The 20,077-nt window shown below is 73.1% G+C and carries 20 protein-coding genes and 1 pseudogene; 8 read left to right on the plus strand and 13 right to left on the minus strand.

From position 1 onward, the window contains the following. The first annotated feature begins 21 nt into the window (after window positions 1–21). Window positions 22–1,443: a dihydrolipoyl dehydrogenase gene (lpdA, locus tag ACFZAT_RS11505; protein WP_391263139.1), complete on the plus strand. Its 1,422-nt coding sequence runs from the start codon at window positions 22–24 to the stop codon at window positions 1,441–1,443. Window positions 1,444–1,452: 9 nt separating this feature from the next. On the opposite strand, the gene ACFZAT_RS11510 is transcribed toward lpdA, so the two are convergent. Then, a complete protein-coding gene (locus ACFZAT_RS11510) occupies window positions 1,453–2,019 on the minus strand; it encodes an FHA domain-containing protein (RefSeq protein ID WP_391263141.1) in 567 nt (188 codons plus the stop codon). Between the two features lie 164 nt (window positions 2,020–2,183). On the opposite strand from ACFZAT_RS11510, the gene ACFZAT_RS11515 reads away from it, so the two are divergent. Continuing rightward, a complete protein-coding gene (locus tag ACFZAT_RS11515; protein ID WP_391263143.1) occupies window positions 2,184–3,128 on the plus strand; it encodes a GNAT family N-acetyltransferase in 945 nt (314 codons plus the stop codon). 66 nt (window positions 3,129–3,194) lie between these two features. Continuing rightward, window positions 3,195–4,955, plus strand: coding sequence for a malto-oligosyltrehalose trehalohydrolase (gene treZ, locus ACFZAT_RS11520; protein WP_391263145.1), 1,761 nt, complete (start codon window positions 3,195–3,197; stop codon window positions 4,953–4,955). A 6-nt stretch (window positions 4,956–4,961) separates the two neighbouring features. Here the strand turns inward: treZ and ACFZAT_RS11525 are convergent, their stop codons facing one another. Both ACFZAT_RS11525 and ACFZAT_RS11530 read right to left on the minus strand, forming a co-directional pair. After that, window positions 4,962–6,092, minus strand: a complete 1,131-nt coding sequence (locus ACFZAT_RS11525; RefSeq protein WP_391263147.1) for a M24 family metallopeptidase — start codon at window positions 6,090–6,092, stop codon at window positions 4,962–4,964. Window positions 6,093–6,161: 69 nt separating this feature from the next. After that, the gene (locus ACFZAT_RS11530; protein ID WP_391263149.1) at window positions 6,162–6,773 is read right to left on the minus strand and encodes a nucleoside/nucleotide kinase family protein; all 612 of its coding nucleotides are present in this window, start codon (window positions 6,771–6,773) and stop codon (window positions 6,162–6,164) included. Window positions 6,774–6,833: 60 nt separating this feature from the next. On the opposite strand from ACFZAT_RS11530, the gene ACFZAT_RS11535 reads away from it, so the two are divergent. Further along, the gene (locus ACFZAT_RS11535; protein WP_391263151.1) at window positions 6,834–7,220 is read left to right on the plus strand and encodes a VOC family protein; all 387 of its coding nucleotides are present in this window, start codon (window positions 6,834–6,836) and stop codon (window positions 7,218–7,220) included. A 47-nt stretch (window positions 7,221–7,267) separates the two neighbouring features. On the opposite strand, the gene ACFZAT_RS11540 is transcribed toward ACFZAT_RS11535, so the two are convergent. The 4 genes from ACFZAT_RS11540 to ACFZAT_RS11555 form a co-directional block, all read right to left on the minus strand. Further along, complete coding sequence (locus ACFZAT_RS11540; RefSeq protein WP_391263154.1) at window positions 7,268–8,167, minus strand: LysR substrate-binding domain-containing protein; 900 nt, start codon at window positions 8,165–8,167, stop codon at window positions 7,268–7,270. Window positions 8,168–8,232: 65 nt separating this feature from the next. Beyond that, window positions 8,233–9,426, minus strand: coding sequence for a glycine C-acetyltransferase (locus ACFZAT_RS11545; RefSeq protein ID WP_391263156.1), 1,194 nt, complete (start codon window positions 9,424–9,426; stop codon window positions 8,233–8,235). Window positions 9,427–9,453: 27 nt separating this feature from the next. After that, window positions 9,454–10,482 (minus strand): L-threonine 3-dehydrogenase, encoded by a 1,029-nt coding sequence (tdh, locus tag ACFZAT_RS11550; protein WP_391263158.1) that lies wholly within the window; start codon window positions 10,480–10,482, stop codon window positions 9,454–9,456. 235 nt (window positions 10,483–10,717) lie between these two features. Continuing rightward, window positions 10,718–11,164, minus strand: a complete 447-nt coding sequence (locus tag ACFZAT_RS11555) for a MarR family winged helix-turn-helix transcriptional regulator (protein ID WP_265539748.1) — start codon at window positions 11,162–11,164, stop codon at window positions 10,718–10,720. Between the two features lie 245 nt (window positions 11,165–11,409). Here ACFZAT_RS11555 and ACFZAT_RS11560 point away from each other — a divergent pair, with 245 nt between their 5' ends. Continuing rightward, window positions 11,410–12,030: an L-threonylcarbamoyladenylate synthase gene (locus ACFZAT_RS11560; protein ID WP_391263160.1), complete on the plus strand. Its 621-nt coding sequence runs from the start codon at window positions 11,410–11,412 to the stop codon at window positions 12,028–12,030. Between the two features lie 99 nt (window positions 12,031–12,129). On the opposite strand, the gene ACFZAT_RS11565 is transcribed toward ACFZAT_RS11560, so the two are convergent. From ACFZAT_RS11565 to ACFZAT_RS11580, 4 genes and pseudogenes are all read right to left on the minus strand, one after another. After that, window positions 12,130–12,738, minus strand: coding sequence for a nitroreductase family protein (locus ACFZAT_RS11565; RefSeq protein ID WP_391263162.1), 609 nt, complete (start codon window positions 12,736–12,738; stop codon window positions 12,130–12,132). 102 nt (window positions 12,739–12,840) lie between these two features. Next, window positions 12,841–13,179 (minus strand): hypothetical protein, encoded by a 339-nt coding sequence (locus ACFZAT_RS11570; protein ID WP_391263164.1) that lies wholly within the window; start codon window positions 13,177–13,179, stop codon window positions 12,841–12,843. A 43-nt stretch (window positions 13,180–13,222) separates the two neighbouring features. Continuing rightward, entirely contained in the window at window positions 13,223–14,122 is a 900-nt protein-coding gene (locus ACFZAT_RS11575) for an RNA polymerase sigma-70 factor (RefSeq protein WP_391263167.1), read from the minus strand. Between the two features lie 204 nt (window positions 14,123–14,326). Continuing rightward, a pseudogene (locus tag ACFZAT_RS11580) lies at window positions 14,327–14,638 on the minus strand (FAD-dependent oxidoreductase); the annotation flags it as partial. Between the two features lie 175 nt (window positions 14,639–14,813). Between ACFZAT_RS11580 and ACFZAT_RS11585 the strand changes: the two are divergent. Further along, entirely contained in the window at window positions 14,814–15,074 is a 261-nt protein-coding gene (locus tag ACFZAT_RS11585; protein WP_391263169.1) for a hypothetical protein, read from the plus strand. Between the two features lie 123 nt (window positions 15,075–15,197). Here ACFZAT_RS11585 and ACFZAT_RS11590 read toward each other — a convergent pair whose 3' ends face one another. Beyond that, a complete protein-coding gene (locus tag ACFZAT_RS11590) occupies window positions 15,198–15,659 on the minus strand; it encodes a hypothetical protein (RefSeq protein WP_391263171.1) in 462 nt (153 codons plus the stop codon). 112 nt (window positions 15,660–15,771) lie between these two features. Between ACFZAT_RS11590 and ACFZAT_RS11595 the strand changes: the two genes are divergently transcribed. Beyond that, a complete protein-coding gene (locus ACFZAT_RS11595; protein WP_391263173.1) occupies window positions 15,772–16,806 on the plus strand; it encodes a hypothetical protein in 1,035 nt (344 codons plus the stop codon). Window positions 16,807–17,170: 364 nt separating this feature from the next. After that, window positions 17,171–19,618: a GTPase-associated protein 1-related protein gene (locus tag ACFZAT_RS11600; protein WP_391263175.1), complete on the plus strand. Its 2,448-nt coding sequence runs from the start codon at window positions 17,171–17,173 to the stop codon at window positions 19,616–19,618. A 46-nt stretch (window positions 19,619–19,664) separates the two neighbouring features. Here the strand turns inward: ACFZAT_RS11600 and msrB are convergent, their stop codons facing one another. Beyond that, window positions 19,665–20,069 (minus strand): peptide-methionine (R)-S-oxide reductase MsrB, encoded by a 405-nt coding sequence (msrB, locus tag ACFZAT_RS11605; protein ID WP_391263177.1) that lies wholly within the window; start codon window positions 20,067–20,069, stop codon window positions 19,665–19,667. Window positions 20,070–20,077 lie beyond the last annotated feature (8 nt).

Consider the following 20,077-nt stretch of genomic DNA (forward strand, 5'->3'; position numbering starts at 1 on the left):
GCCGGGCGGAGGGTGGGAGCCATGACACAGGAGCAGCGGATGCGGGAAGCGGACGTCGTCGTCATCGGCGGCGGTACCGGGGGTTATTCGACGGCGCTGCGGGCGGCCGGGCTCGGGCTGAGCGTGGTCCTCGCGGAGCGCGACAAGGTGGGCGGGACCTGTCTGCACCGGGGCTGCATCCCGAGCAAGGCGATGCTGCACGCGGCCGAGTTGGTCGACGGCATCGCGGAGGCGCGTGAGCGGTGGGGGGTGAAGGCGGTGCTGGATTCGGTGGACTGGCCGGCGCTGGTCGCCACCCGGGACGACATCGTGGCACGCAACCACCGGGGCGTGCAGGCCCACTTGGCGCACGCGGACGTGGAAGTGGTGCCGGGAAGCGCCGAGTTGACCGGGCCGCGCACGGTGCGGATCGAGGGGTACGGGGAGGTGGCCGCCCGGCGCGGCATCGTCCTCGCGACGGGGTCGCGGCCCCGGATGCTGCCGGGCCTGGCGGCGGACGGGCGGCGGGTGGTGACCAGTGACGACGCGCTGTTCGCGCCCGGTCTGCCGGATTCGGTGCTGGTGCTGGGCGGCGGCGCGATCGGTGTGGAGTACGCCTCGCTGCACCGGTCGATGGGGGCGCGGGTGACCCTGGTGGAGGCGGCGGACCGGCTGGTCCCGCTGGAGGACGCGGAGGTGTCCCGCCACCTGACCCGGGGGCTGAAGAAGAGGGGCATCGAGGTGCGGACCGGGACGCGGCTGCTGGAGACGGTGCTCCTCGACGACGGGGTACGGGCCACGCTCCGCACCCCGCGCGGCGAGACCGTGACGGTGGAGGCCGAGCGGCTGCTGGTGGCGGTGGGCCGGATGCCGGTGACGGACGGGCTGGGGCTCGCCGCCGCCGGGGTGGCCGCCGATGAGCGGGGGTACGTGGCACCCGCCGACTGGTCGCGGCTGGAGACCTCGGTGCCGGGCATCCACGTGGTCGGCGATCTGCTGCCGCCGCCGTCCCTCGGGCTCGCCCATGCCTCGTTCGCGGAGGGGCTGTTGGTCGCGGAGACCCTGGCGGGGCGGCGTACGGCGGCGGTGGACTACGACGCGGTGCCCCGGGTCACGTACTCGGCACCGCAGACGGCGGCGGTGGGGCTCTCCGAGGCGGCGGCGCGCGAGGCGGGCCACGACGTCGTCGTCAACACCATGCCGCTGACCGCCGTCGCCAAGGGCATGGTGCACGGGCAGGGCGGCATGGTGAAGGTGGTCGCCGAGCGGGACGGGCGGGTGCTCGGCGTGCACCTGGTCGGGCCGCACGTCTCCGAGATGATCGCCGAGTCCCAGCTGATCGTGGGCTGGGACGCCGAACCCTTCGACGTGGCCCAGCACATCCACCCGCACCCGACGCTCTCCGAGGCGATCGGCGAGTCCTTCCTCACGCTGGCGGGCCGGGGGCTGCACCAGCAGGCGTGAGGGCGGGTCCTACCCGGGCGGCCGGAGCGTCGGCGCGGAGAGGCGGAACATCATGCGGCCGAAGCTCACCTGGTCCCCCTCGCGCACCGGGACCGTGCCGGTGACCCGCTGCCCGTTGACGCAGGTGCCGTTGGTCGAGCCGAGGTCCCGCAGCAGCCAGCGGTCGCCGTGCGCGGTCAGCTCCGCGTGCGCCCGGGAGACGGTCTCGTGGCTGAGCCGCAGCCCGCTGCCCGGGTCGCGGCCGATGACCAGGGGGGTCGGGCTGGGGGCGGGGAGCAGCAGCTTGGGCAGCCGCTCCGCCCGCCAGGCCCGGCGGACCCGCTCGGGGAAGCCGGAGACCCCGCCGACGGCGCGCAGCAGCTGCCGGGACCAACGGCCCTCGCGCTCCAGGTCCTTGGTGAGGGCTTCCAGCTCCTCGGGGCGGCTGGTCGTCAGTGCCACCTCCATGCGCTGCATGAAGGTGTCCTGGGAGAGCCTGCCCTGGGCGGCGCCCTCCCTGAGCACACCGAGAACACGGTCGCGCTGCGCGTCGGACAGGCGCGCGGTGGGCGTGTGGTACTCGAACGGGGACGTCACGGCTCGATTGTCGGTCCGACGGGCCCGGGGTGTCCAGAAGAACCCCGGTTTCCGGCCCCTCTGACCTGCACCGGATATCCAGGGGCGGCCCGTGGGGAACGTTGCTAGGGTCTGCCGCTGTCGTCCGGAGACCGCCGTGACGCGCCCTTCGTCTTTGGAGCTCAGTGCCCGACGCACCGCTTGAACTGACCATCCGTCCGCTGGCCGGCCCCGGGGAGCTGAAGCTCTTCCTCGAACTCCCCTACGTCCTCGACCACGAACTGGCCGACGACCTCGCCACCGGCCGACGCCGCCCGGAATGGATGTGGGTGGCGCTGCGCGGCGACCGGGTGGTCGCGCGGATCGCCTGGTGGAGCAGGGACGGCGCGGCGCCGCTGCTGCTCGACTTCTTCGACCTGGACGACACCCTGCCGCCCGCCGAGCGCGAGGAGGCCGGGCTGCGCCTGGTCGAGACGGCGACGGCCGCCGTGGTCCCGGCCGGGGCGCCCCGCCCCGAGTACGGGCGGTTCGTGCCGCCCGACTGGCGTGAGGACCCGGCCGTCCGCGAGGCGGTCGAGGCCCGGATCCGGGTCATGGAGCGCACCGGGGCCCGGATGCTGGTGGAGCGGCTGCGCCTGGAGTGGCGCGCGGGGACCCCGGTGCCCGCCGCGAGCGGGCGACTGCGGTTCCGGGCGGTGGAGGGGCGCGAGGACCTGCTCGCGCTGATGACGCCCGTGATGGAGGGGACCCTCGACGCGCACGGGCAGACGGACCTGACGCCGCGTCTGGCCGCCGAGAAGCATTACGACGAGGAACTGGCCGGGTACGCCACGCCCCGTGAGTGGTGGCGTATCGCCGAACTCCCGGACGGCGAGCCGGTCGGCTTCGTGATCCCGGCCCGCAACAGCTACAACCCGATCATCGCGTACATCGGTGTGCTGCCCGCTCACCGCGGTCACGGCTACATCGACGACATCCTCGCCGAGGGGACGCGGATACTGGCCGCGCAGGACGGGGTGGAGCGCATCCGGGCGGCGACGGACCTGGGCAATGTGCCGATGGCGAGGGCGTTCGCCCGGCTGGGCTACGTCAATTTCGAGCGCGCCTTCGACATGGTGTGGGACGACTGACGGCTGCCTGGTCGTCGTAGCACGATGGTCCCGGGGCGCACGGCCCCGGGACCGAGGGAGTGCTGCATGTTGTTCGAGGTATGGGCACCCGACGCGGGGTCGGCCGCGCTGCGGCTGGCGGGCGAACTGCGGCCCATGGAGCCCGATCCGGACCGGCCCGGCTGGTGGACCGCCGAGGCCGAGGCGGCGGACGGCGACCGGTACGGCTTCGCCCTGGACGGCGGTCCGGTGCGCCCCGACCCGCGCTCGCGGCGCCAGCCGGACGGCCCCGACGGCGAGTCGGCGGTGGTCGACCACGACGCGTTCGTCTGGCGCTCGGAGTGGGCGGGGCGCGAGCTGCCGGGCGCGGTCCTCTACGAGCTGCACACCGGCACGTTCACCGAGGAGGGCACCTTCGACGCGGCGGCGGCCCGGCTCGGCCATCTCGCGGAGCTGGGCGTCACCCATGTGTCGCTGATGCCGGTGTGCCCGTTCCCGGGGGTGCACGGCTGGGGGTACGAGGGGGTGTCGCTGTGGGCCGTCCACGAGCCGTACGGCGGCCCCGAGGGACTCAAGCGCTTCGTCGACGCGGCGCACGGTCTCGGGCTCGCCGTCGTCCTGGACGTCGTCCACAACCATCTGGGCCCGTCCGGGAACTACCTCCCCGCGTTCGGCCCGTACTTCACCGAGACGCACCACACCCCGTGGGGCGCGGCGGTGAATCTGGACGCGCCGGGCTCCGACGAGGTGCGGGCGTATCTGCTGGGCAGCGCGCTCGCCTGGCTGCGGGACTACCGGCTCGACGGGCTGCGGCTCGACGCGGTGCACGCCCTGGCCGACACGCGGGCGCTGACGTATCTCGAGGAGCTGTCCGCCGGGGCCGACGCGCTCGCCGCCGAGCTGGGGCGCCCGCTGCCGCTGATCGCGGAGTCCGATCTGTGCGACCCGCGCACCACCACCCCGCGCGAGGAGGGCGGGCTCGGGCTGCACGCGCAGTGGAACGACGACTTCCACCACTGCCTGCACACCGCGCTCACCGGCGAGTCCCAGGGCTACTACGCGGACTTCGCGGCCGCCCCGCTGGCCGGGCTCGCCAAGACGATGACGAGCGCCTTCTTCCACAACGGCACGTACTCCAGCTTTCGGGGCCGTACGCACGGCCGCCCCGTCGACGTCACCCGCAGCGCCGCCCACCGCTTCGTCGGCTACGCCCAGACCCACGACCAGATCGGCAACCGGGCCCTCGGCGACCGGCTCGCCGCCTCCCTCTCCCCCGGGCTGCTGGCCTGCGCGGCGGCCCTCGTGCTGACCGGGCCCTTCACGCCGATGCTGTTCATGGGCGAGGAGTGGGGCGCCCGCACACCGTGGCAGTTCTTCACCGACCACACGGACCCGGAGCTGGCGGAGGCCGTACGCACGGGCAGGCGGCGGGAGTTCGGGGCGCACGGCTGGGCGGAGGAGGACATCCCGGACCCGCAGGACCCGGCCACCCGGGCCCGCTCCTGCCTGGACTGGGACGAGCTCCACCGCGAGCCGCACGCCCGGCTGTGCGCCTGGTACCGCGAGCTGATCGCCCTGCGCCGCACCCTGCCGGACCTGCGCGACCCGGACCTGGGAAGCGTCAAGGCCGCGTACGACGACGGGGCGCGGTGGCTCGCGGTGCGCCGGGGCGACCTGAGGATCGCGGTCAACCTCGGCGGGGGGCCCGCCGCGATCCCGCTGGGCAACGGGCGGCACCGGGGCGGTCCGGGGCGGGTGCTGGCCGCGTGGCTGCCGGTGGACCCGCCGGGCCCGGACGGGACGCTGCACCTGCCGCCGGAGTCCTGCGTGGTGCTGGCCGACGACTGACCGGCGTCACTCCACGATCGCGAGTTCGCGGGCGGTGGCGTTGAGCCGGCGCCCGCCGTCCTCGGTGACGGTCACGATGTCCTCGATGCGGACGCCGAACCGGCCCGGCAGATAGATGCCGGGCTCCACCGAGAAGCACATGCCGGGCACCAGCGGCTGCTCCTCGCCCTCGATCATGTAAGGCGGTTCGTGGGTGGTGACGCCGATGCCGTGGCCGGTGCGGTGGATGAAGCGTTCCCCGTAGCCGAACTCGGTGATGACGGCGCGGGCGGCCCGGTCGATCTCCTGGCAGGCGGCGCCGGGGCGCACCGCCGCGCAGCCGGCCTGCTGCGCCTCGCGCACGATGTCGTGGACCCGCTGCTCCTCGGCGGTGGGCTCGCCGACGTGGACGGTACGGGAGGTGTCGGAGCCGTAGCCGTGCTTGAGACCGCCGAAGTCGAGGACGATCATGTCGCCGTGCTCGATGGTGCGCTCCCCCGCCTCGTGGTGCGGGTTGGCGCCGTTGGGGCCTGAGCCGACGACGGTGAAGTCCACCTGGGAGTGCCCGTGCTCGGTGAGCAGCCGGGCCAGGTCGGCGGCGACCTCGGTCTCCTTCCGGCCGGAGAAGCGGACCTTCAGGATCTCCTCGTAGGCTGCGTCGGCGGCGGCCCCGGCGGCGGCGAGCCGTTCCAGCTCATGGGCGTCCTTCACCGCGCGCAGCATCGGCAGCGCCTGGGTGAGCGAGGCGTACGAGGTGCCGGGCAGCCGCTGCTGGAGGCCGAGCAGGTGCATCGCCCAGGCGTTGTCGCTGATCCCGAAGCGGCCCTGCCCGTCCAGCAGCGGGGCGGTGACCTCGTACGGGTCCTTGCCGTCCGTCCAGTCGCGCAGGGTCAGGGCGGGGGCGCCGACGGCCTTCTCCGCGTCCGGTGCCTCCAGGGTCGGTACGACGAGGACGGGGTCCCGGTCCGCCGCGAGGACGAGGAGGGTGAGGCGTTCGGTGTCGGCGGGCGGCGCGTAGCCCGTCAGGTAGACCATGTCGGGCCCCGGTGCGACGAGCACCCCGGCGAGCCCGGCCCCGGCAGCGCTCTCGGCAGCCCTCGCCATCCTGGCCCGGTAGTCGTCGGCGGTGAACGGCACGGGCTGGCTGGTGCTGGACATGCGGGTCCTCCTGACGGCACGGGACGGCCCTCCCCATCCTGCCCGGCCCCCGGTGCGTGCGCGAGCGGGTTAGCGGACGACGAGGTCGGCCAGGTCGCGGCCGGCCGCGACGAGCCGGGCGTTGGCCTCGTCGGACCGCGCCACCCAGCGCTCGGCCTCGGCCCGGCCCTTCCCGTACCGCACATGGCGCGCGACGAGCCGGGGCACGCGCACCGCGTCGTCGGGGTCCAGGTACCACGCCTCGTCCAGCAGCCCGCGCACCGGGGCCCAGGGCCCTTCCCCGTACAGCAGGTAGTTGCCCTCGGTGACGACGAGCGGGACGTCCGGGGATACGGGGATCGCCCCGGCGACCGGTTCCTCCAGGGCCCTGTCGAAGGCGGGGGCGTAGACGACGGTCCCGGGCTCGGGGGCGCGCAGCCGGCGCAGGAGGGCGGCGTATCCGGCGGCGTCGAAGGTGTCGGGCGCGCCCTTGCGGTCCGCCCGGCCGAGCCGTTCCAGCTCCGCCCGGGCCAGGTGGAAGCCGTCCATGGGCACGAGGGCGGCGAGCGGGCCGAGCGCGTCGGCGATCCGCCCGGCCAGGGTCGACTTGCCGGCTCCGGGCGGCCCTGCGATGCCGAGGACGCGCCGGCCGCCGGTGCGGGCGAGGCGGTGCGCGCGGGCGGTGAGGTCGGGGAGGTCCATGCGGCTAGTGTCGCGCCCGGGGCCGGCGCCCCGCCGCCCTGCCGCACCACGAGGAGTTCCATGCCGCACATCGCCCTGGTCACGCTGGTCGTCCGCGACTACGACGAGGCCCTTTCCTTCTACACCGGCGCCCTCGGCTTCGACCTGGTCGAGGACACCGACCGGGGCGACGGCTCGCGCTGGGTGGTGGTGCGGCCCCGGGGCGCCGAGGGCACCGGGCTGCTGCTGGCCCGCGCCAGGGACGAGGCGCAGGCGGCGAGCGTCGGCGCCCAGACGGGCGGCCGGGTCGGCTTCTTCCTGCACACCGAGGACTTCGCGGCCGACCACGCCCGGATGACGGCGGCCGGGGTGCGCTTCCTGGAGGAGCCGCGCCACGAGGTCTACGGCTCGGTCGCGGTCTTCGAGGACCTGTACGGCAACCGCTGGGACCTGCTCCAGCCGGCGTGACGGGGGGGGACGCCGGGCGGCGGGGGCGGGAGGCGGGGCAGCGCCGCTCAGCCCGCCGCGCCCGCCAGCGCTTCCAGGACCGGTGCGATCAGCGGGTGGGCCTCCGCGCCCCGGCGGACCGCCGCGAAGACCCGGCGGGTGGGGGCGGTCCCGCGCACCGGGCGGACCACCACACCGGTCAGCGGCATGCCGCGCAGGGCGGTGCGCGGCACCAGGGCCACTCCGGCCCCCGCTCCGGCGAGGGCGACGACCGCGTGGAAGTCGTCCGAGGAGTGTTCGAGGTTCGGGGCGAATCCGGCGTACTCGCAGGCCAGGACCACCACGTCGTGGCAGGGGTTGCCGGGGTAGGGCCCGATCCAGGCGTCCTTGGCCAGCTCGGCGACAGCCACCTGCTCCTGGCCGGCCAGCCGGTGCTCCACCGGGAGCACGGCGTCGAACGGCTCCGAGTAGAGCGGTACGCGGGTGAGCCGGCGGTCGTCCTCGCCGGGGGCGCCCCGGTACTCGACGGCGACGGCGACGTCGACCTGGCGGTCCAGGACCATGGGGACGCTCGCGTCGCCCTCGGCGTCCTGGACGCGGACCTTGATGCCGGGGGCGGTCCGGCTCAGCGCGGCGATGGCGGGGGCGAGCACCAGGCCGATGCCGGTGGCGAACGCGGCGACCGTGACCGTACCGGCCTCGCCCGAGCCGTACGCGGCGAGCTCGGCCTCCGCCCGTTCCAGCTGGGCCAGGACCGCATTGGTGTGGGTGAGCAGGATCTCGCCGGCCGGGGTGAGCCTGGCGCCCCGGGAGCCGCGTTCCACGAGCCGGTGGCCGGTCTCCTGCTCCAGGGCGGCGAGCTGCTGGGAGACGGCGGACGGGGTCAGGTACAGGGCGGCGGCCGCGGCGGTCACCGTGCCGTGGTCCGCCACGGCACGCAGCACGCGCAGCCGCCGGGCATCGATCATGTGACCCATTGTCCCAGGTCGCGGGGGCGCCCTGACCGCCCCCGCGACCGCTCGGGGACCGCCCCTCAGCCCTCCAGCTCGGCGCGCGCCGCGACGAACGCGTCGACCGCGCGGTTCACGTCCGCCGTGGAGTGCGCCGCGGAGAGCTGGACGCGGATGCGGGCCGCGCCCTGGGGGACGACCGGGTACGAGAACCCGATCACGTACACACCGCGCTCCAGGAGCAGCTCCGCCATCCGGCCTGCCTTCGCCGCGTCCCCGATCATGACGGGGGCGATGGCGTGGTCGCCGGGCAGGATGTCGAAGCCCTCCTCGGTCATCCGGGTGCGGAAGAGCGCGGTGTTGGCGTTGAGCCGCTCGCGCAGCTCGCCGGCGGACTCCAGCAGGTCGATGACCTTGAGGGAGGCGGCGGCGATGACCGGGGCGAGCGAGTTCGAGAAGAGGTACGGGCGCGAGCGCTGGCGCAGCAGGGCGACGATCTCGGCGCGGGCCGCGACGTAACCGCCGGAGGCACCGCCGAGCGCCTTGCCGAGGGTGCCGGTGATGATGTCGACGCGGTCCATGACCCCGTGCAGCTCCGGCGTACCGCGGCCGCCGGCGCCGACGAAGCCGACGGCGTGCGAGTCGTCCACCATGACCATGGCGTCGTAGCGCTCGGCCAGGTCGCAGATCTCGCGCAGCGGCGCGACGTAACCGTCCATGGAGAAGACGCCGTCAGTGACGATCAGCCGGCGCCGGGCCCCGGACGCCTCCTTGAGCTGGGTCTCCAGGTCGGCCATGTCGCGGTTGGCGTAGCGGAAGCGCTTGGCCTTGGACAGGCGGATGCCGTCGATGATCGAGGCGTGGTTGAGGGCGTCGGAGATGACCGCGTCCTCGGCGCCGAGGATCGTCTCGAACACGCCGCCGTTGGCGTCGAAGCAGGAGGAGTAGAGGATCGTGTCCTCCTGGCCCAGGAAGGAGGAGAGCCGCTGCTCCAGCTCCTTGTGGACCTCCTGGGTGCCGCAGATGAAGCGGACCGAGGCCATGCCATAGCCCCAGCGGTCCAGCGCCGCGTGCGCGGCGGCGATCACCTCGGGGTGGTCGGCGAGGCCCAGGTAGTTGTTGGCGCAGAAGTTCAGCACCTCGCCGGGGCGGCCCCCCGCGGTGACGGCCACGGTCGCGGACTGCGGGGTGCCGATGACGCGCTCGGGCTTGTGCAGCCCGGCCGCCTCGATCTCTTCGAGGGTGGTGCGCAGGTCGTCGCGTACGGAGTCGAACATGCCGGATTCCTTAAAGAGGTGAGGAGGTCAGACGGTCCAGTCGAGGATGACCTTGCCGCCGCGCCCGCTCGCCGCGTCGTCGAAGGCCGCCTCGAAGTCGCGGTAGCCGTACCGGCCGGTGATCACGGGGGCGAGGTCGAGGCCGCCCTCCAGCAGCACGGACATGGCGTACCAGGTCTCGTACATCTCGCGGCCGTAGATGCCCTTGACCGTGATCATCGAGGTGACGATCCGGGCCCAGTCCACGGCGAACTCCTCGGAGGGGAGTCCGAGCATGGCGATCCGGCCGCCGTGCGTCATGTTCGCGATCATGTCGCGCATCGCCTCGGGGCGGCCGGACATCTCCAGGCCGATGTCGAAGCCCTCGCGCAGGCCCAGCTCCTTCTGGCCGTCCGCGATGGTCGAGTCGGCGACGTTGAGCGCCAGGCTGACGCCGACCTTGCGGGCCAGTTCGAGGCGGGCCTCGCTGACGTCGGTGATGACGACGTTGCGGGCGCCGGCGTGCTTGGCGACGGCGGCGGCCATGATGCCGATCGGGCCCGCACCGGTGATCAGGACGTCCTCGCCGACCAGCGGGAAGGACAGCGCGGTGTGCACGGCGTTGCCGAACGGGTCGAAGATCGCGGCGACGTCGAGGTCGACGGGGACCCGGTGCACCCACACGTTGGAGGCGGGCAGCGCGACGTACTCGGCGAAGGCACCGTCGCGGCCGACGCCCAGGCCCAGCGTGGAGCGGCAGAGGTGGCGGCGGCCGGCCAGGCAGTTGCGGCACTTGCCGCAGACGAGGTGGCCCTCGCCGCTGACCAGGTCGCCGACGGCGATGTCGGCCACGTCCGGGCCGATCGCGGCGACCTCGCCGACGAACTCGTGGCCGAGGACGAGCGGGGTGGTGATGGCCTGCTGCGCCCAGCCGTCGTAGTTGCGGATGTGCAGGTCGGTCCCGCAGATGCCGGTGCGCAGGACCTTGATCAGTACGTCGCCGGGGCCGGTCTCGGGCTCGGGGACGTCCATCAGCCAGAGCCCGGGCTCGGCCTTCTGCTTCACGAGTGCCTTCACGGCTGCGGCTCCCTGTACGGCGTTGAGCTCCCCGGGCCGGGGGCATGCCTGAGGAAGCCTGCGGCCCGGGGAAGGATGAGAGGGACGGCATGGCAGCGCGCTCGCACCGGCTGCCGCGCACCATCCTCCGCCGTCACGGAGAAATCTGCCGTACCCCGCGCCCCAGGTCCATCGAGGTTTTCTTAAGCGGGACCGCAGCTCCGCTTCACGCCGCGCACGCGCCCCGCCGTACGGCTCAGTCGCGCGGCCACGGCCGCCCGTCCAGGCGTTCGATGTCGCGGTTGAGGCGGGCCAGGTCGTCCGCGAAGCGGGCGGCCTCCTCCGGGGTCCACTCGGCGAGGACCCGCTGCAGCCCCTCGCGGTTCTCGGCCCGGTCCTTGTCGAGGCGGCGTTCGCCCTCGTCCGTGATGACGAACTTGCGCGCGATCCCGCCGTCCGGGTCGGCGATGCGGTCGACCACACCGGCCCGGAGCATCGCGGCGGTCTGCCGGTTCAGGGTCGAGGTGTCGAGGCCGAACGCGTCGTGCAGTTGGCCGATGGACATCGGGCCCTGGACCCGGATGCGGCTGAGGAGGATGTACGCGCTCCGGTCGAGCCGGCCGCCGCCGCGCGAGGTGAGCAGGCTCATGTGCCGGCCGAGCAGCATCGTCTCGAACTCGATCCGGTCCACAGGCATGTCCACGCAAGGCTCCCTACGACTGCGGCACACCTCCCCCACCGGGACGGCGACCTCTCTGTACACATATACCACGGAATGTGTGCACGATGCACGTATCATGCATGATGCACAACGAGCATCGCGCGGCCGGGAGCGGCCGGGAGGTTTGAACGGCGACCGCCACTCGAAACGGTTGTCCTGCCCGCCCGGGGGGCCGGACAATCCGCTTCTCCGGGAACCGTTCGCACGCCCGGCCGTAGACTCGCCGGATGGCGAAGTATTTCGACGTACACCCCGAAAATCCCCAGCAGCGCACCATCACCAACGTGGCCGAAAGCATCCGCTCCGGGTCGCTCGTCGCGTATCCGACGGACTCCTGCTACGCACTCGGGTGTCAGCTCGGCAACCGGGACGGCCTGTCCCGCATCCGGGCGATCCGCGACCTCGACGACCGCCACCATTTCACGCTGATGTGCCAGAACTTCGCCCAGCTCGGGCAGTTCGTGCACATCGACAACGACGTGTTCCGTACGGTCAAGGCGTCGACGCCCGGCCAGTACACCTTCATCCTGCCGGCCACGAAGGAGGTGCCGCGCCAGCTGCTGCACCCCAAGAAGAAGACCGTCGGCGTGCGCATCCCGGACCACCCGGTCGTGCAGGCGCTCCTGGCCGAGCTGGGCGAACCGCTGCTCTCCAGCACGCTGTTGCTGCCCGACGAGGCCGAACCCCTCACCCAGGGCTGGGAGATCAAGGAGCGCCTGGACCACGAGGTGGACATCGTCATCGACTCCGGCGACTGCGGTACGGAGCCGACGACGGTCATCGACTTCTCGGGCGGCGAGCTGGAGATCGTACGCAAGGGAGCCGGCGACATCTCGCGCTTCGAGTAGCCCGGCCGCGCCCACCACCCCGGCTGCAGCGCCTCGCCGCGTCGGCGGGACGCCCGCAGACATCGAGTATGCGGGCGTCCCGGTCCGACCGGCGCGGGCCTAACCGGGCCCACTGGCGACGAGGTCCGTGTCCCCGTCGCCGACCAGCGACCAGGGAGCGGAGCGCAGATGCGCGACGCTGCGCCGGTCGCGGAGTGCTGAAGGCCCATCCGCCGCCTTGCCCACCGCCACCATGGAAACGATCGCCCAACCCGGGTCCGGGTTCAGCTCTGTGGCGAGCCCTTCCAGGTCGAAGGCCCGGAACTGGTGCGCGGCGAGTCCCATGGCCTGGGCCTGAACCGTCATATGGGCGACGGCTTGGCCAAGGTCGTAGTCCGCGAATTCGGAGTAGACCACCTGCGAGTCCTCGACGTATCGGCGCGTCAGCGTCACGATGAGGAGGCTCGCCTCCTTCGCCCAGGAGGCCGAGCTCGGCGCGAGGTAGGGCAGCACCCGGTCATGCTCCGGCTCACCGTGCCTGCCGGTGAAGAAGCCCCAAGGCTGGGAGTTCCCCGCCGACGGTGCCCACCGCGCGGCTTCCAGCAGCAGCTCGAGGGCGCGGTCGTCGACGACTGCCGACCGGTCGAACCGATAGGGGCTGAAGCGCCTTGCGAGGAGTGGGTGTATGCCGGTGTCGGACTCTCGAAGATCATGCACGCTCTGCGCCAACCGGCGGCCATGAGTCCGTATTCCGGCCGGTGCGAGCGCTCGCCGCGCCGGCGAACCGTCCGCCCGATTCCGCGCGGCCCGGAACGGGCTGTGGTGGTGCGGCTATTGCCATACGACTGCCACGACCGCCGCAGCTGCTGTGAAGGTCGCGACGGCGTAGAAGGCCCATGCTTGTCTGTTGCGCATGCCTATCAGCGCCGCCACCGCCACCAGGAGGTCCAGGGCCAGTTTCACGCCCATCTTGGCGTGCGGCACGGGCAGGTCCATGGATGTGCGGGTCCAGATCAACCCGGCGCCCGTGACGAGCTGGATGACCGCGCTGGTCACCATGTAGCTGCCGGCCACCGGGTCCTTTCCCCGTACCTGGTAGAAGATGCCGCCCAGGAGCGCCGCGAATCCGAAGAGGTGGAAGACGAGGAACGTGTAGCGGAGGGATTCCATGAAATGACCTTTCGTAGAGGCAGATCGGTGTATTACTGGCAGTTCATCGCAGGGTGAGCGGGGTCTCGGACGTGATGCGGGACAGCTTCTCCGGGTTGCGGACGACGTAGAGACCGGTGATGCGGCCGTCCTCCGCACGAGCCGCGATGACGGCGTCCAGCTCTCCGTCCAGGTGGATCGTCAGCGCCGGGCCGCCGTTGACCACCGTGGGGCCGAAGACAGGCGGGACGCTGCTCCTGCCCAGGCTGCCGGCCAACAGGCGCGCCACCTTGTCCGCTCCGACGATCGGCCTCAACGCGGCGTGCTTCACACCCCCGCCGTCACCCATGTAGACGACTTCGGGCGCGAGCACGTCGAGCAGGCCCTGCAGGTCCCCGCCTTCCAGGGCCCGCAGGAACGACTCCAGAGCCGCCTGGGTCTCGCTCCGGGAAACCACCGTGCGCGGGCGCCGGGCATCGACGTGACGACGGGCCCGGTGTGCGATCTGGCGGACGGCCGCCGGGGTCTTGTCGACTGCTGCGGCGATCTCGTCGTAACCGACGTCGAAGACCTCGCGCAGCACAAAAACGGCCCGCTCGGTCGGCGACAGCGTCTCCAGGACCAGCATCACCGCCATCGACACGCTCTCGGCGAGCTCGGCGTCCTCAGCCACGTCGGGCGTGGTCAGCAGGGGATCCGGCAGCCACGGGCCGATGTACGACTCCTTGCGCCGGGACATCGCGCGCAGCCGGTTGAGCGCCTGCCGAGTCGTGATCCGGACCAGGTACGCGCGCTGGTCGCGCACCTGCTCCAACTCGACGTCGACCCACCGCAACCAGGTCTCCTGCAGGACATCCTCGGCATCGGCGGCCGAGCCCAGCATCTCGTACGCGACAGTGAAGAGCAGGTTGCGATGCGCGACGAATATCCCGGTCGCCCGGTCTACGGCGTGATCATCATTCATGCCGTGATCATCTTCCCCCGGGCCCGCCCGCGTCTAGGAATTCCGTTCGCCCACACCCACGTTGGGCACTTCGGCCCTCAGGGTCTCCAGCGCCCGCCGGCGCCCCGAACCGCCCTTCATGCGGTGCAGGGTGTAACCGCCGGGCTTGTGCGCCTCGTCGGCCAGGTGCTTCACGATGCCCTTGCACACCCCCTCCTTCATCTTTGCGCCGAGGCGGCCGTCGATGTGGTCGTAGCCGATCCGGCCTCCGTTCCCCAGCTCCACACCGCGCCCGGCCGCGTCGATCCTCGTCACGCTGTCGACCACCAACCGCACCCCCTGCGCCAGGACCTCCTGGTACTCGACGACGGCGGCGTCGGTCCCGCCCACCAACTGGTGCAGGCGGACTCGGTGGACGAAGGCCGGTCGCGGATTGATCAACGTCACGTTCACGTCGCCTCGCAGGGTCAGGCGGTTCGCCGCCATGACGCCGGCGTAACCGCCGCCGATCACTACCGCCTCGGTGCTCTCAGCCATGGTGTCTCCCTCGATTCGAGCGTTCCGCGCACAAGACACCGCGTGACAGGCCCCTGTGACAGCATGTGAGTCAGATCACCAGGCAGATCGATGAGGGGTGGCGGCGACCGAAGGATCGGCCGGCCGCCGGCGTACGCCGCGGTTTCGGAAGGCGGTGCAGGGGCAACCGGCGTTCATGGACGCCAATGAGGGAAGTGCGGAAGTGGTTCCTACGCAGGGGGACGAGCACCATGTCGTCCTCAGCGCCGACACCAACGGGGACGGTAAGCCCGACGTCTGGATGACGGACACCACCGGTGACGGCAAAGCCGACCTCTACCAATTCGACACCACCGGCGACGGGGTGATCGATGTGACCGTGGTCGAGGGGGCAGAGGCTCCCGGCACCGACCGGCTCGTGGTCGAGGGCGACGGAGGCCATCCGCAGCCCGTCTGAACCGGAGTCACCACCGGTCGGTGACCGGACAGGGGTAACCGCCCGGTGCGCGGCCCCGGATGAATTCCGGGGCCGCGCACCGGGCGGTCCGCTGTCGGATTCAGCGACGGCCTCCGACGACGTCTAGTCGTAGAAGAAGAGCTTGAGGTCCTCGATGGATCCGGGCCCGTTGAAGAATGCCTCGGCTTTCGACACCTCGTACTCCGGGGGCAGTTCGCCCGCCAGGAGCCGGCCCATCCAGATCTCCCCCTGCTCGGCCACCACGTAGATGCCGGACAGCAACGCGGTCATTCCGGCACGGGGCGGCGGGTTGCGCCCGGCGACCGGTTGGAGCACCCAGCCGCCCGCCCGCGCCGCGAGCCGCAGCACTCCGGCCCAGTTCGCGATCCTCCCCAGGCGCATGTGCCACGAGTCCTCCGTGAACGGGGCCGCCCGCCCACCGTGAAGTGGGTTGGTGGCGGCGCCGATGTCCAGGATCACCTGCCGCTCCACGGCGTCACGGACCCACCGCCCCTGCTGTGCCTCTTCGACGGCTGCGTCCCACCATGCCCACCCGGCGTCCAGTCGGTCTGCGAACGTGTCCATGGGCAGATGCTTCCAGTCACGCTGCGGCAGATGGCCGGAGGGGCAGGGCTTCGCGCGCGTGGAGGTGGCCTGCGACGGAACCCTCCGGGTGTCGCGTGCGTCGGTCCAGGGCATGAACGATCAATTGCCTGCGCTTCCCGAGAGCCATGCCGAACTCGCATCCGATCTGAGCGGGATCGTCTGTGACTATCCCTCCGTCGATCCGGCGGAGGCACTGACGGCCCTCGCAGCGGACGCTGCTGAGGCCCTCGGCCGGCGCGACACACCCGCGGGGCTCCGAGAGGTGTCCGGCTTCACCGTGCTCCTTCTCGCCACGTCCTGGTACGCCGCGTCCGGCCGCGTCCTCGACCGTCGTCTTCTCGACACCTACGCCGATGTGCTGGACAGCATCCGGGTGACTCTCGCCCCGGCCGTGTGCCACTGCCCGGAAGGCCATCCGGACGACGTTCTCGGCGACGACCCCGAGCACTTGGTCGAGTACGGCGTGAGCCTGCTGACCGAGGCCGGAAGGCAACTCCTGGCCGAGGACTACGAAATCGAGGACGCCGAACTGGCCGTTCTGGACTGCCCGGCCTTCCTGACCGATCTCGCCGACCAGGCCGCCGGGACCGTCCACATGGGCGCCAGGAGGCTCTTCGGTGAGATCGATGTCTCCGGCCTCGATACCGCGTTCCTCGACGACGGCCGCATCGACTTCCCCGCCGTCCAGGACGCGCTCGCCCGTACCTGGGAGGACAACGCCGGTCCGGTAGGGCTGTGGTGCGCCCGGCGCTGGCTGGCCGGACAGGTCGCGGAGGACGAACGGATCGGCGTGATGCTGTGCCTGCGCATGGTCGTCCAGAACTCGTACGAAGGGCTGCCGCCCTCCTACGCGCACGCCATGCAGGCCGCCTTGGAGACCATCGACCTCGACGCCTCGTGCGACCACCGCATCCACCCATGGTCCGCGGTCGCGGACCGCCGCGCCGCGGTTCTGCACCTCTACGCGCCCGCGGACCACCCGGAACCGGTGGTCCCCCCGGAGCTCGCCGGACGTGAACTGTGGGAGTGTCCGGGGCAGTACGCCGAGCTGGCGCGGGCGGGCCTGCGCACGATCGCCCGGTGGCACTCCGCGACGAATTCCGCAGGTGGTGACGGAGCGCGCTGAGGCGCTGCCGGAGCGGCGGAAGCATGCCGCTGCACGAACGCCTCGATGCTCAGCGGAAGTTCCCCCTTGCGGAAGCCGTCGCGAGGTCGACGCCCCGGACCGAAGCCATGAAGCGGCAGGCTTCCCACCGGATCCCCACGTGGGCCCGATTCAGCCACGCGTCCGGCGGCCCGGCGGCGGTCCCGTGCCCCCGGGCTTCCGGCCCACAGGGGCACCAGGGCGTGTCGCTCCTTGATAGCGTCGCCCCAGCGACTGCGGAGCACTCCCCGCCGGGGTCGCCGCTCTCTGCCGGGACGGCGCTGCCACCGCGAGGGCGGGTGCGGGTGGCAGGGGATCTTCAGGCAGGGACGAAGAGAGCCGACGCATGAGCCTCGCGCAGTTGCACTACACCTCCGCGGACGGGGACGGAACCGGCGAGGACGGGCCGACCGCCGCCCGGTTCACGTCGGTTGACGCCTCGATACCCGCGTCCGTGCTGACCGAGGCCGGACCGCTGCTGGCGTACGAGGCGCCCCGCGGCACACCGGACCGGCTCACGGACACCGCCCTGCGCGCCCTGCCCGAGGCGTACAGCTTCAGCGTGCTCTCCGACGGCAGCGGGCTGCTGGCCCGGACCGTCGCGGTGCGCTCCCCCCGGACCTCCGCCGTGGGCTTCCACGCCCACGCGGTCCACCTGCCCCCCGGTGCCCGGCTCCCCGAGGGGACGTTGCCGCTCACCGCCTGCCGGTCCGCCCGCTGGGCCGCCGCGACGCCGGACCGCCCGCTGCCGGGACCGCTCGCCGCGCTGCCCGCCCAGCCCGGCCACGAAGCCCGCGAGCGCGAGGCGCTCAACGACTTCGCCGTCTCACGCGGCCCCTGGCTCGCCGCTGTGCTGTCCGACCTGCGCCGCCTGCACGGCCCCGACGGACCGGAGCGGGTCGTCCTGGCCGAGCGGCAGAGCGCGGACGTCGCCCGGTGGATCGCGCTGGCCGGGCTCGCGCTGCCGGACGGGCTCGCCGGGCAGCTGACCTTCACCACGTACACCCGCCGCCCCCGTGAGGCGGCGCAGCGGGTGGTCGGGGTGCTGCCCGAGGACGCCGAGGAACTGGCCGACTCCGGGCTCCGTGTGCATGTGTGCGCCGGTCCGCGCCCGGAAGGGCCGGTGGGCGACACCTGGGCCGAGACGGCGGCCCGGGTCTGGCGCGGCCGGGCGCCGGAGCTGTTCGGGGAGGCGGCCGCGCTGCCCGGGGAGCCGTTCGCGGCGGGCCCGCTGGCGGTGACGGCCCTGTGCGCCGGCATACCGCTCGGCACCGAGGAGCGCGCGGCGGCCGCCGACTGGGCCGCCGAGCGGCCGTACGCCCTGGACGGGACCCGGACCCGCCGGCTGGTCGAGGCGCTGACCGCGCCCGGGACGGACCACCGCTCCGGTCCCGAGTTCGACGCCGCCGGGCGGCTCTTCGCGGCACTCGACGGCCGCTCCCCCGCGACGACCACCGCCCCGCTCGCCGCGATGCTGGTGACCGAGGCGGTGCGCGGCGGCAACGGCTCGCTGGAGCTGCCCGGCCGCACCGCCTTCAGCGGCCCGGAGGGCGCGGCCGTCGCCGGGGTGCTCGGGCCGGAGATAGTGACCGAGCTGAGCGGCGCCGGGGTGGGCCTGGACGTGGCCCGTACGGTGCAGCTGCTGCGGGTGGCCCGGCTGCTCGGGGTGGACTGCGCCGGGCTGCTGCCCTCCGTGGTCGACCGGCTCGCGCCCGCGCTGCTGACGGGCGGCGAGGAGGACGCCCCGGGCTGGGCGCCCGCGCTCCTTGAGCTGATGGACGAGCAGTTCGATGTGCGTACGGCGCTGCTCGGCGCGCTCGACCGGATCGCGCCGGACCGTCCGGCCGACGTGGCACGGCTGCTGAGCCGGGTGCCGTTGCCGTTCACCGGCACGCAGGCGCTGCCGCATCTGCGGATGTGCGCCGGGGCGCCGGAGGCCAGGGCCGGCTGCGGCGACGACCGGGTCGCGACGCTCCAGCGGATCCTGCGGGCCGGCGGGGTCTCCCCGTTCGCGGAGCCGCTCGTGCTGCGGACGGCGGCGGGCCTGGTCTGGGACGAGGGGGCGCCGACGGCCGCCGAGGCCTGGCAGCTCCTTGAGGCGGCGACGTCGGACGCGCACCGGGCGGCCGGCACCTGGTCGCTGCTGGTGGCCGCCGCCCTCGCGGCCGGCCCCGACGACGGGGCGGCCCCGGAGCTGGCCCACGACCTGCTGCGCGGCTTCCCGCAGGAGACCGGGGGCCGGGTGCGCGCGGCGCTCCAGCTCCTGGAGTTCGCCGGCGAGGTGCGCTCGGGCGCGGCGGAGCCGGACTGGGCCGAACGGGTGCGGGCGCTGCGCGCGGAGGCGGAGCCCGTGGAGCCGGGGGTGCTCGGGCAGGCGTGCGACGCGGTCGCCGGGCGGCTGCTGGCGCCGGAGCGGCCCGACGAGGAGCTGTACGCCCTGGTGCAGAGCGGGGACGCGGACCTGATCGCCGCCTACGCCCGGACCGCGCGCGGTGACGGCGTCCGGGCCCGGCTGGCCGCCGACCCGGCCTACGCGGCCGACTGCTTCACCGTGTGGACGGCCCACCCGCACGCCGGCGCCACGTGGACCGGGGCGGCGACCGGGCTCCTCGACGAGGTGCTGCGGCCCGTGGTGCGGGCGCTGCCCGCGGACCGGGTGGCGGCGGTCGAGGACGCGGTCGGCCGGTCGGGCAGCAGCGGCCGGGCGGACGCCTTCCGCGACTGGAACCGCCGCGAGCGCGGCACCCTGGGCCGCCTGGGCCGCCGCATCGCGGGGCGGGTGCGGCGGGGCTGAGAGGCCTTACGGAGCCGGGCGGGCCGGCTCCGTGACGCGGGAGGGATCAGGCGTCCGGCGTCAGCCGCAGCGAGATCGAGTTGATGCAGTAGCGCTGGTCCGTCGGGGTCGGGTAGCCCTCGCCCTCGAAGACGTGGCCCAGGTGGGAGCCGCAGCGGGCGCAGCGCACCTCGGTGCGGACCATGCCGTGGCTGCGGTCCTGGATCAGCTCGACCGCGTCGGTGTCCTTCGGGTCGTAGAAGGACGGCCAGCCGCAGTGCGACTCGAACTTCGTGTCGGAGCGGAACAGCTCCGCGCCGCAGGCCCGGCAGGAGTAGACGCCCTCGGTCTTGGTGTCCGTGTACTCACCGACGAACGCGGGTTCGGTGCCGGCCTTGCGCAGCACCGCGTACTCGGCGGGGGTGAGCTCCTCCCGCCACTGTTCGTCCGGCTTCTCGACGTCGTACGTCACGGTGGCTC

The sequence above is a fragment of the Streptomyces sp. NPDC008163 genome (genome assembly GCF_042956885.1).
Classification (GTDB): Bacteria; Actinomycetota; Actinomycetes; order Streptomycetales; family Streptomycetaceae; genus Streptomyces; species Streptomyces drozdowiczii_A.

Excerpts from the sequence above, each read along its gene's own strand:
- lpdA (WP_391263139.1), top strand. The coding sequence starts at position 22 with ATGACACAGGAGCAGCGGATGCGGGAAGCGGACGTCGTCGTCATCGGC.
- treZ (WP_391263145.1), top strand. The coding sequence starts at position 3,195 with ATGTTGTTCGAGGTATGGGCACCCGACGCGGGGTCGGCCGCGCTGCGG.
- ACFZAT_RS11525 (WP_391263147.1), bottom strand. The coding sequence starts at position 6,092 with ATGTCCAGCACCAGCCAGCCCGTGCCGTTCACCGCCGACGACTACCGG.
- ACFZAT_RS11530 (WP_391263149.1), bottom strand. The coding sequence starts at position 6,773 with ATGGACCTCCCCGACCTCACCGCCCGCGCGCACCGCCTCGCCCGCACC.
- ACFZAT_RS11535 (WP_391263151.1), top strand. The coding sequence starts at position 6,834 with ATGCCGCACATCGCCCTGGTCACGCTGGTCGTCCGCGACTACGACGAG.
- ACFZAT_RS11540 (WP_391263154.1), bottom strand. The coding sequence starts at position 8,167 with ATGATCGATGCCCGGCGGCTGCGCGTGCTGCGTGCCGTGGCGGACCAC.
- ACFZAT_RS11545 (WP_391263156.1), bottom strand. The coding sequence starts at position 9,426 with ATGTTCGACTCCGTACGCGACGACCTGCGCACCACCCTCGAAGAGATC.
- ACFZAT_RS11560 (WP_391263160.1), top strand. The coding sequence starts at position 11,410 with ATGGCGAAGTATTTCGACGTACACCCCGAAAATCCCCAGCAGCGCACC.
- ACFZAT_RS11570 (WP_391263164.1), bottom strand. The coding sequence starts at position 13,179 with ATGGAATCCCTCCGCTACACGTTCCTCGTCTTCCACCTCTTCGGATTC.
- ACFZAT_RS11575 (WP_391263167.1), bottom strand. The coding sequence starts at position 14,122 with ATGAATGATGATCACGCCGTAGACCGGGCGACCGGGATATTCGTCGCG.
- ACFZAT_RS11585 (WP_391263169.1), top strand. The coding sequence starts at position 14,814 with ATGGACGCCAATGAGGGAAGTGCGGAAGTGGTTCCTACGCAGGGGGAC.
- ACFZAT_RS11590 (WP_391263171.1), bottom strand. The coding sequence starts at position 15,659 with ATGGACACGTTCGCAGACCGACTGGACGCCGGGTGGGCATGGTGGGAC.
- ACFZAT_RS11595 (WP_391263173.1), top strand. The coding sequence starts at position 15,772 with ATGAACGATCAATTGCCTGCGCTTCCCGAGAGCCATGCCGAACTCGCA.
- ACFZAT_RS11600 (WP_391263175.1), top strand. The coding sequence starts at position 17,171 with ATGAGCCTCGCGCAGTTGCACTACACCTCCGCGGACGGGGACGGAACC.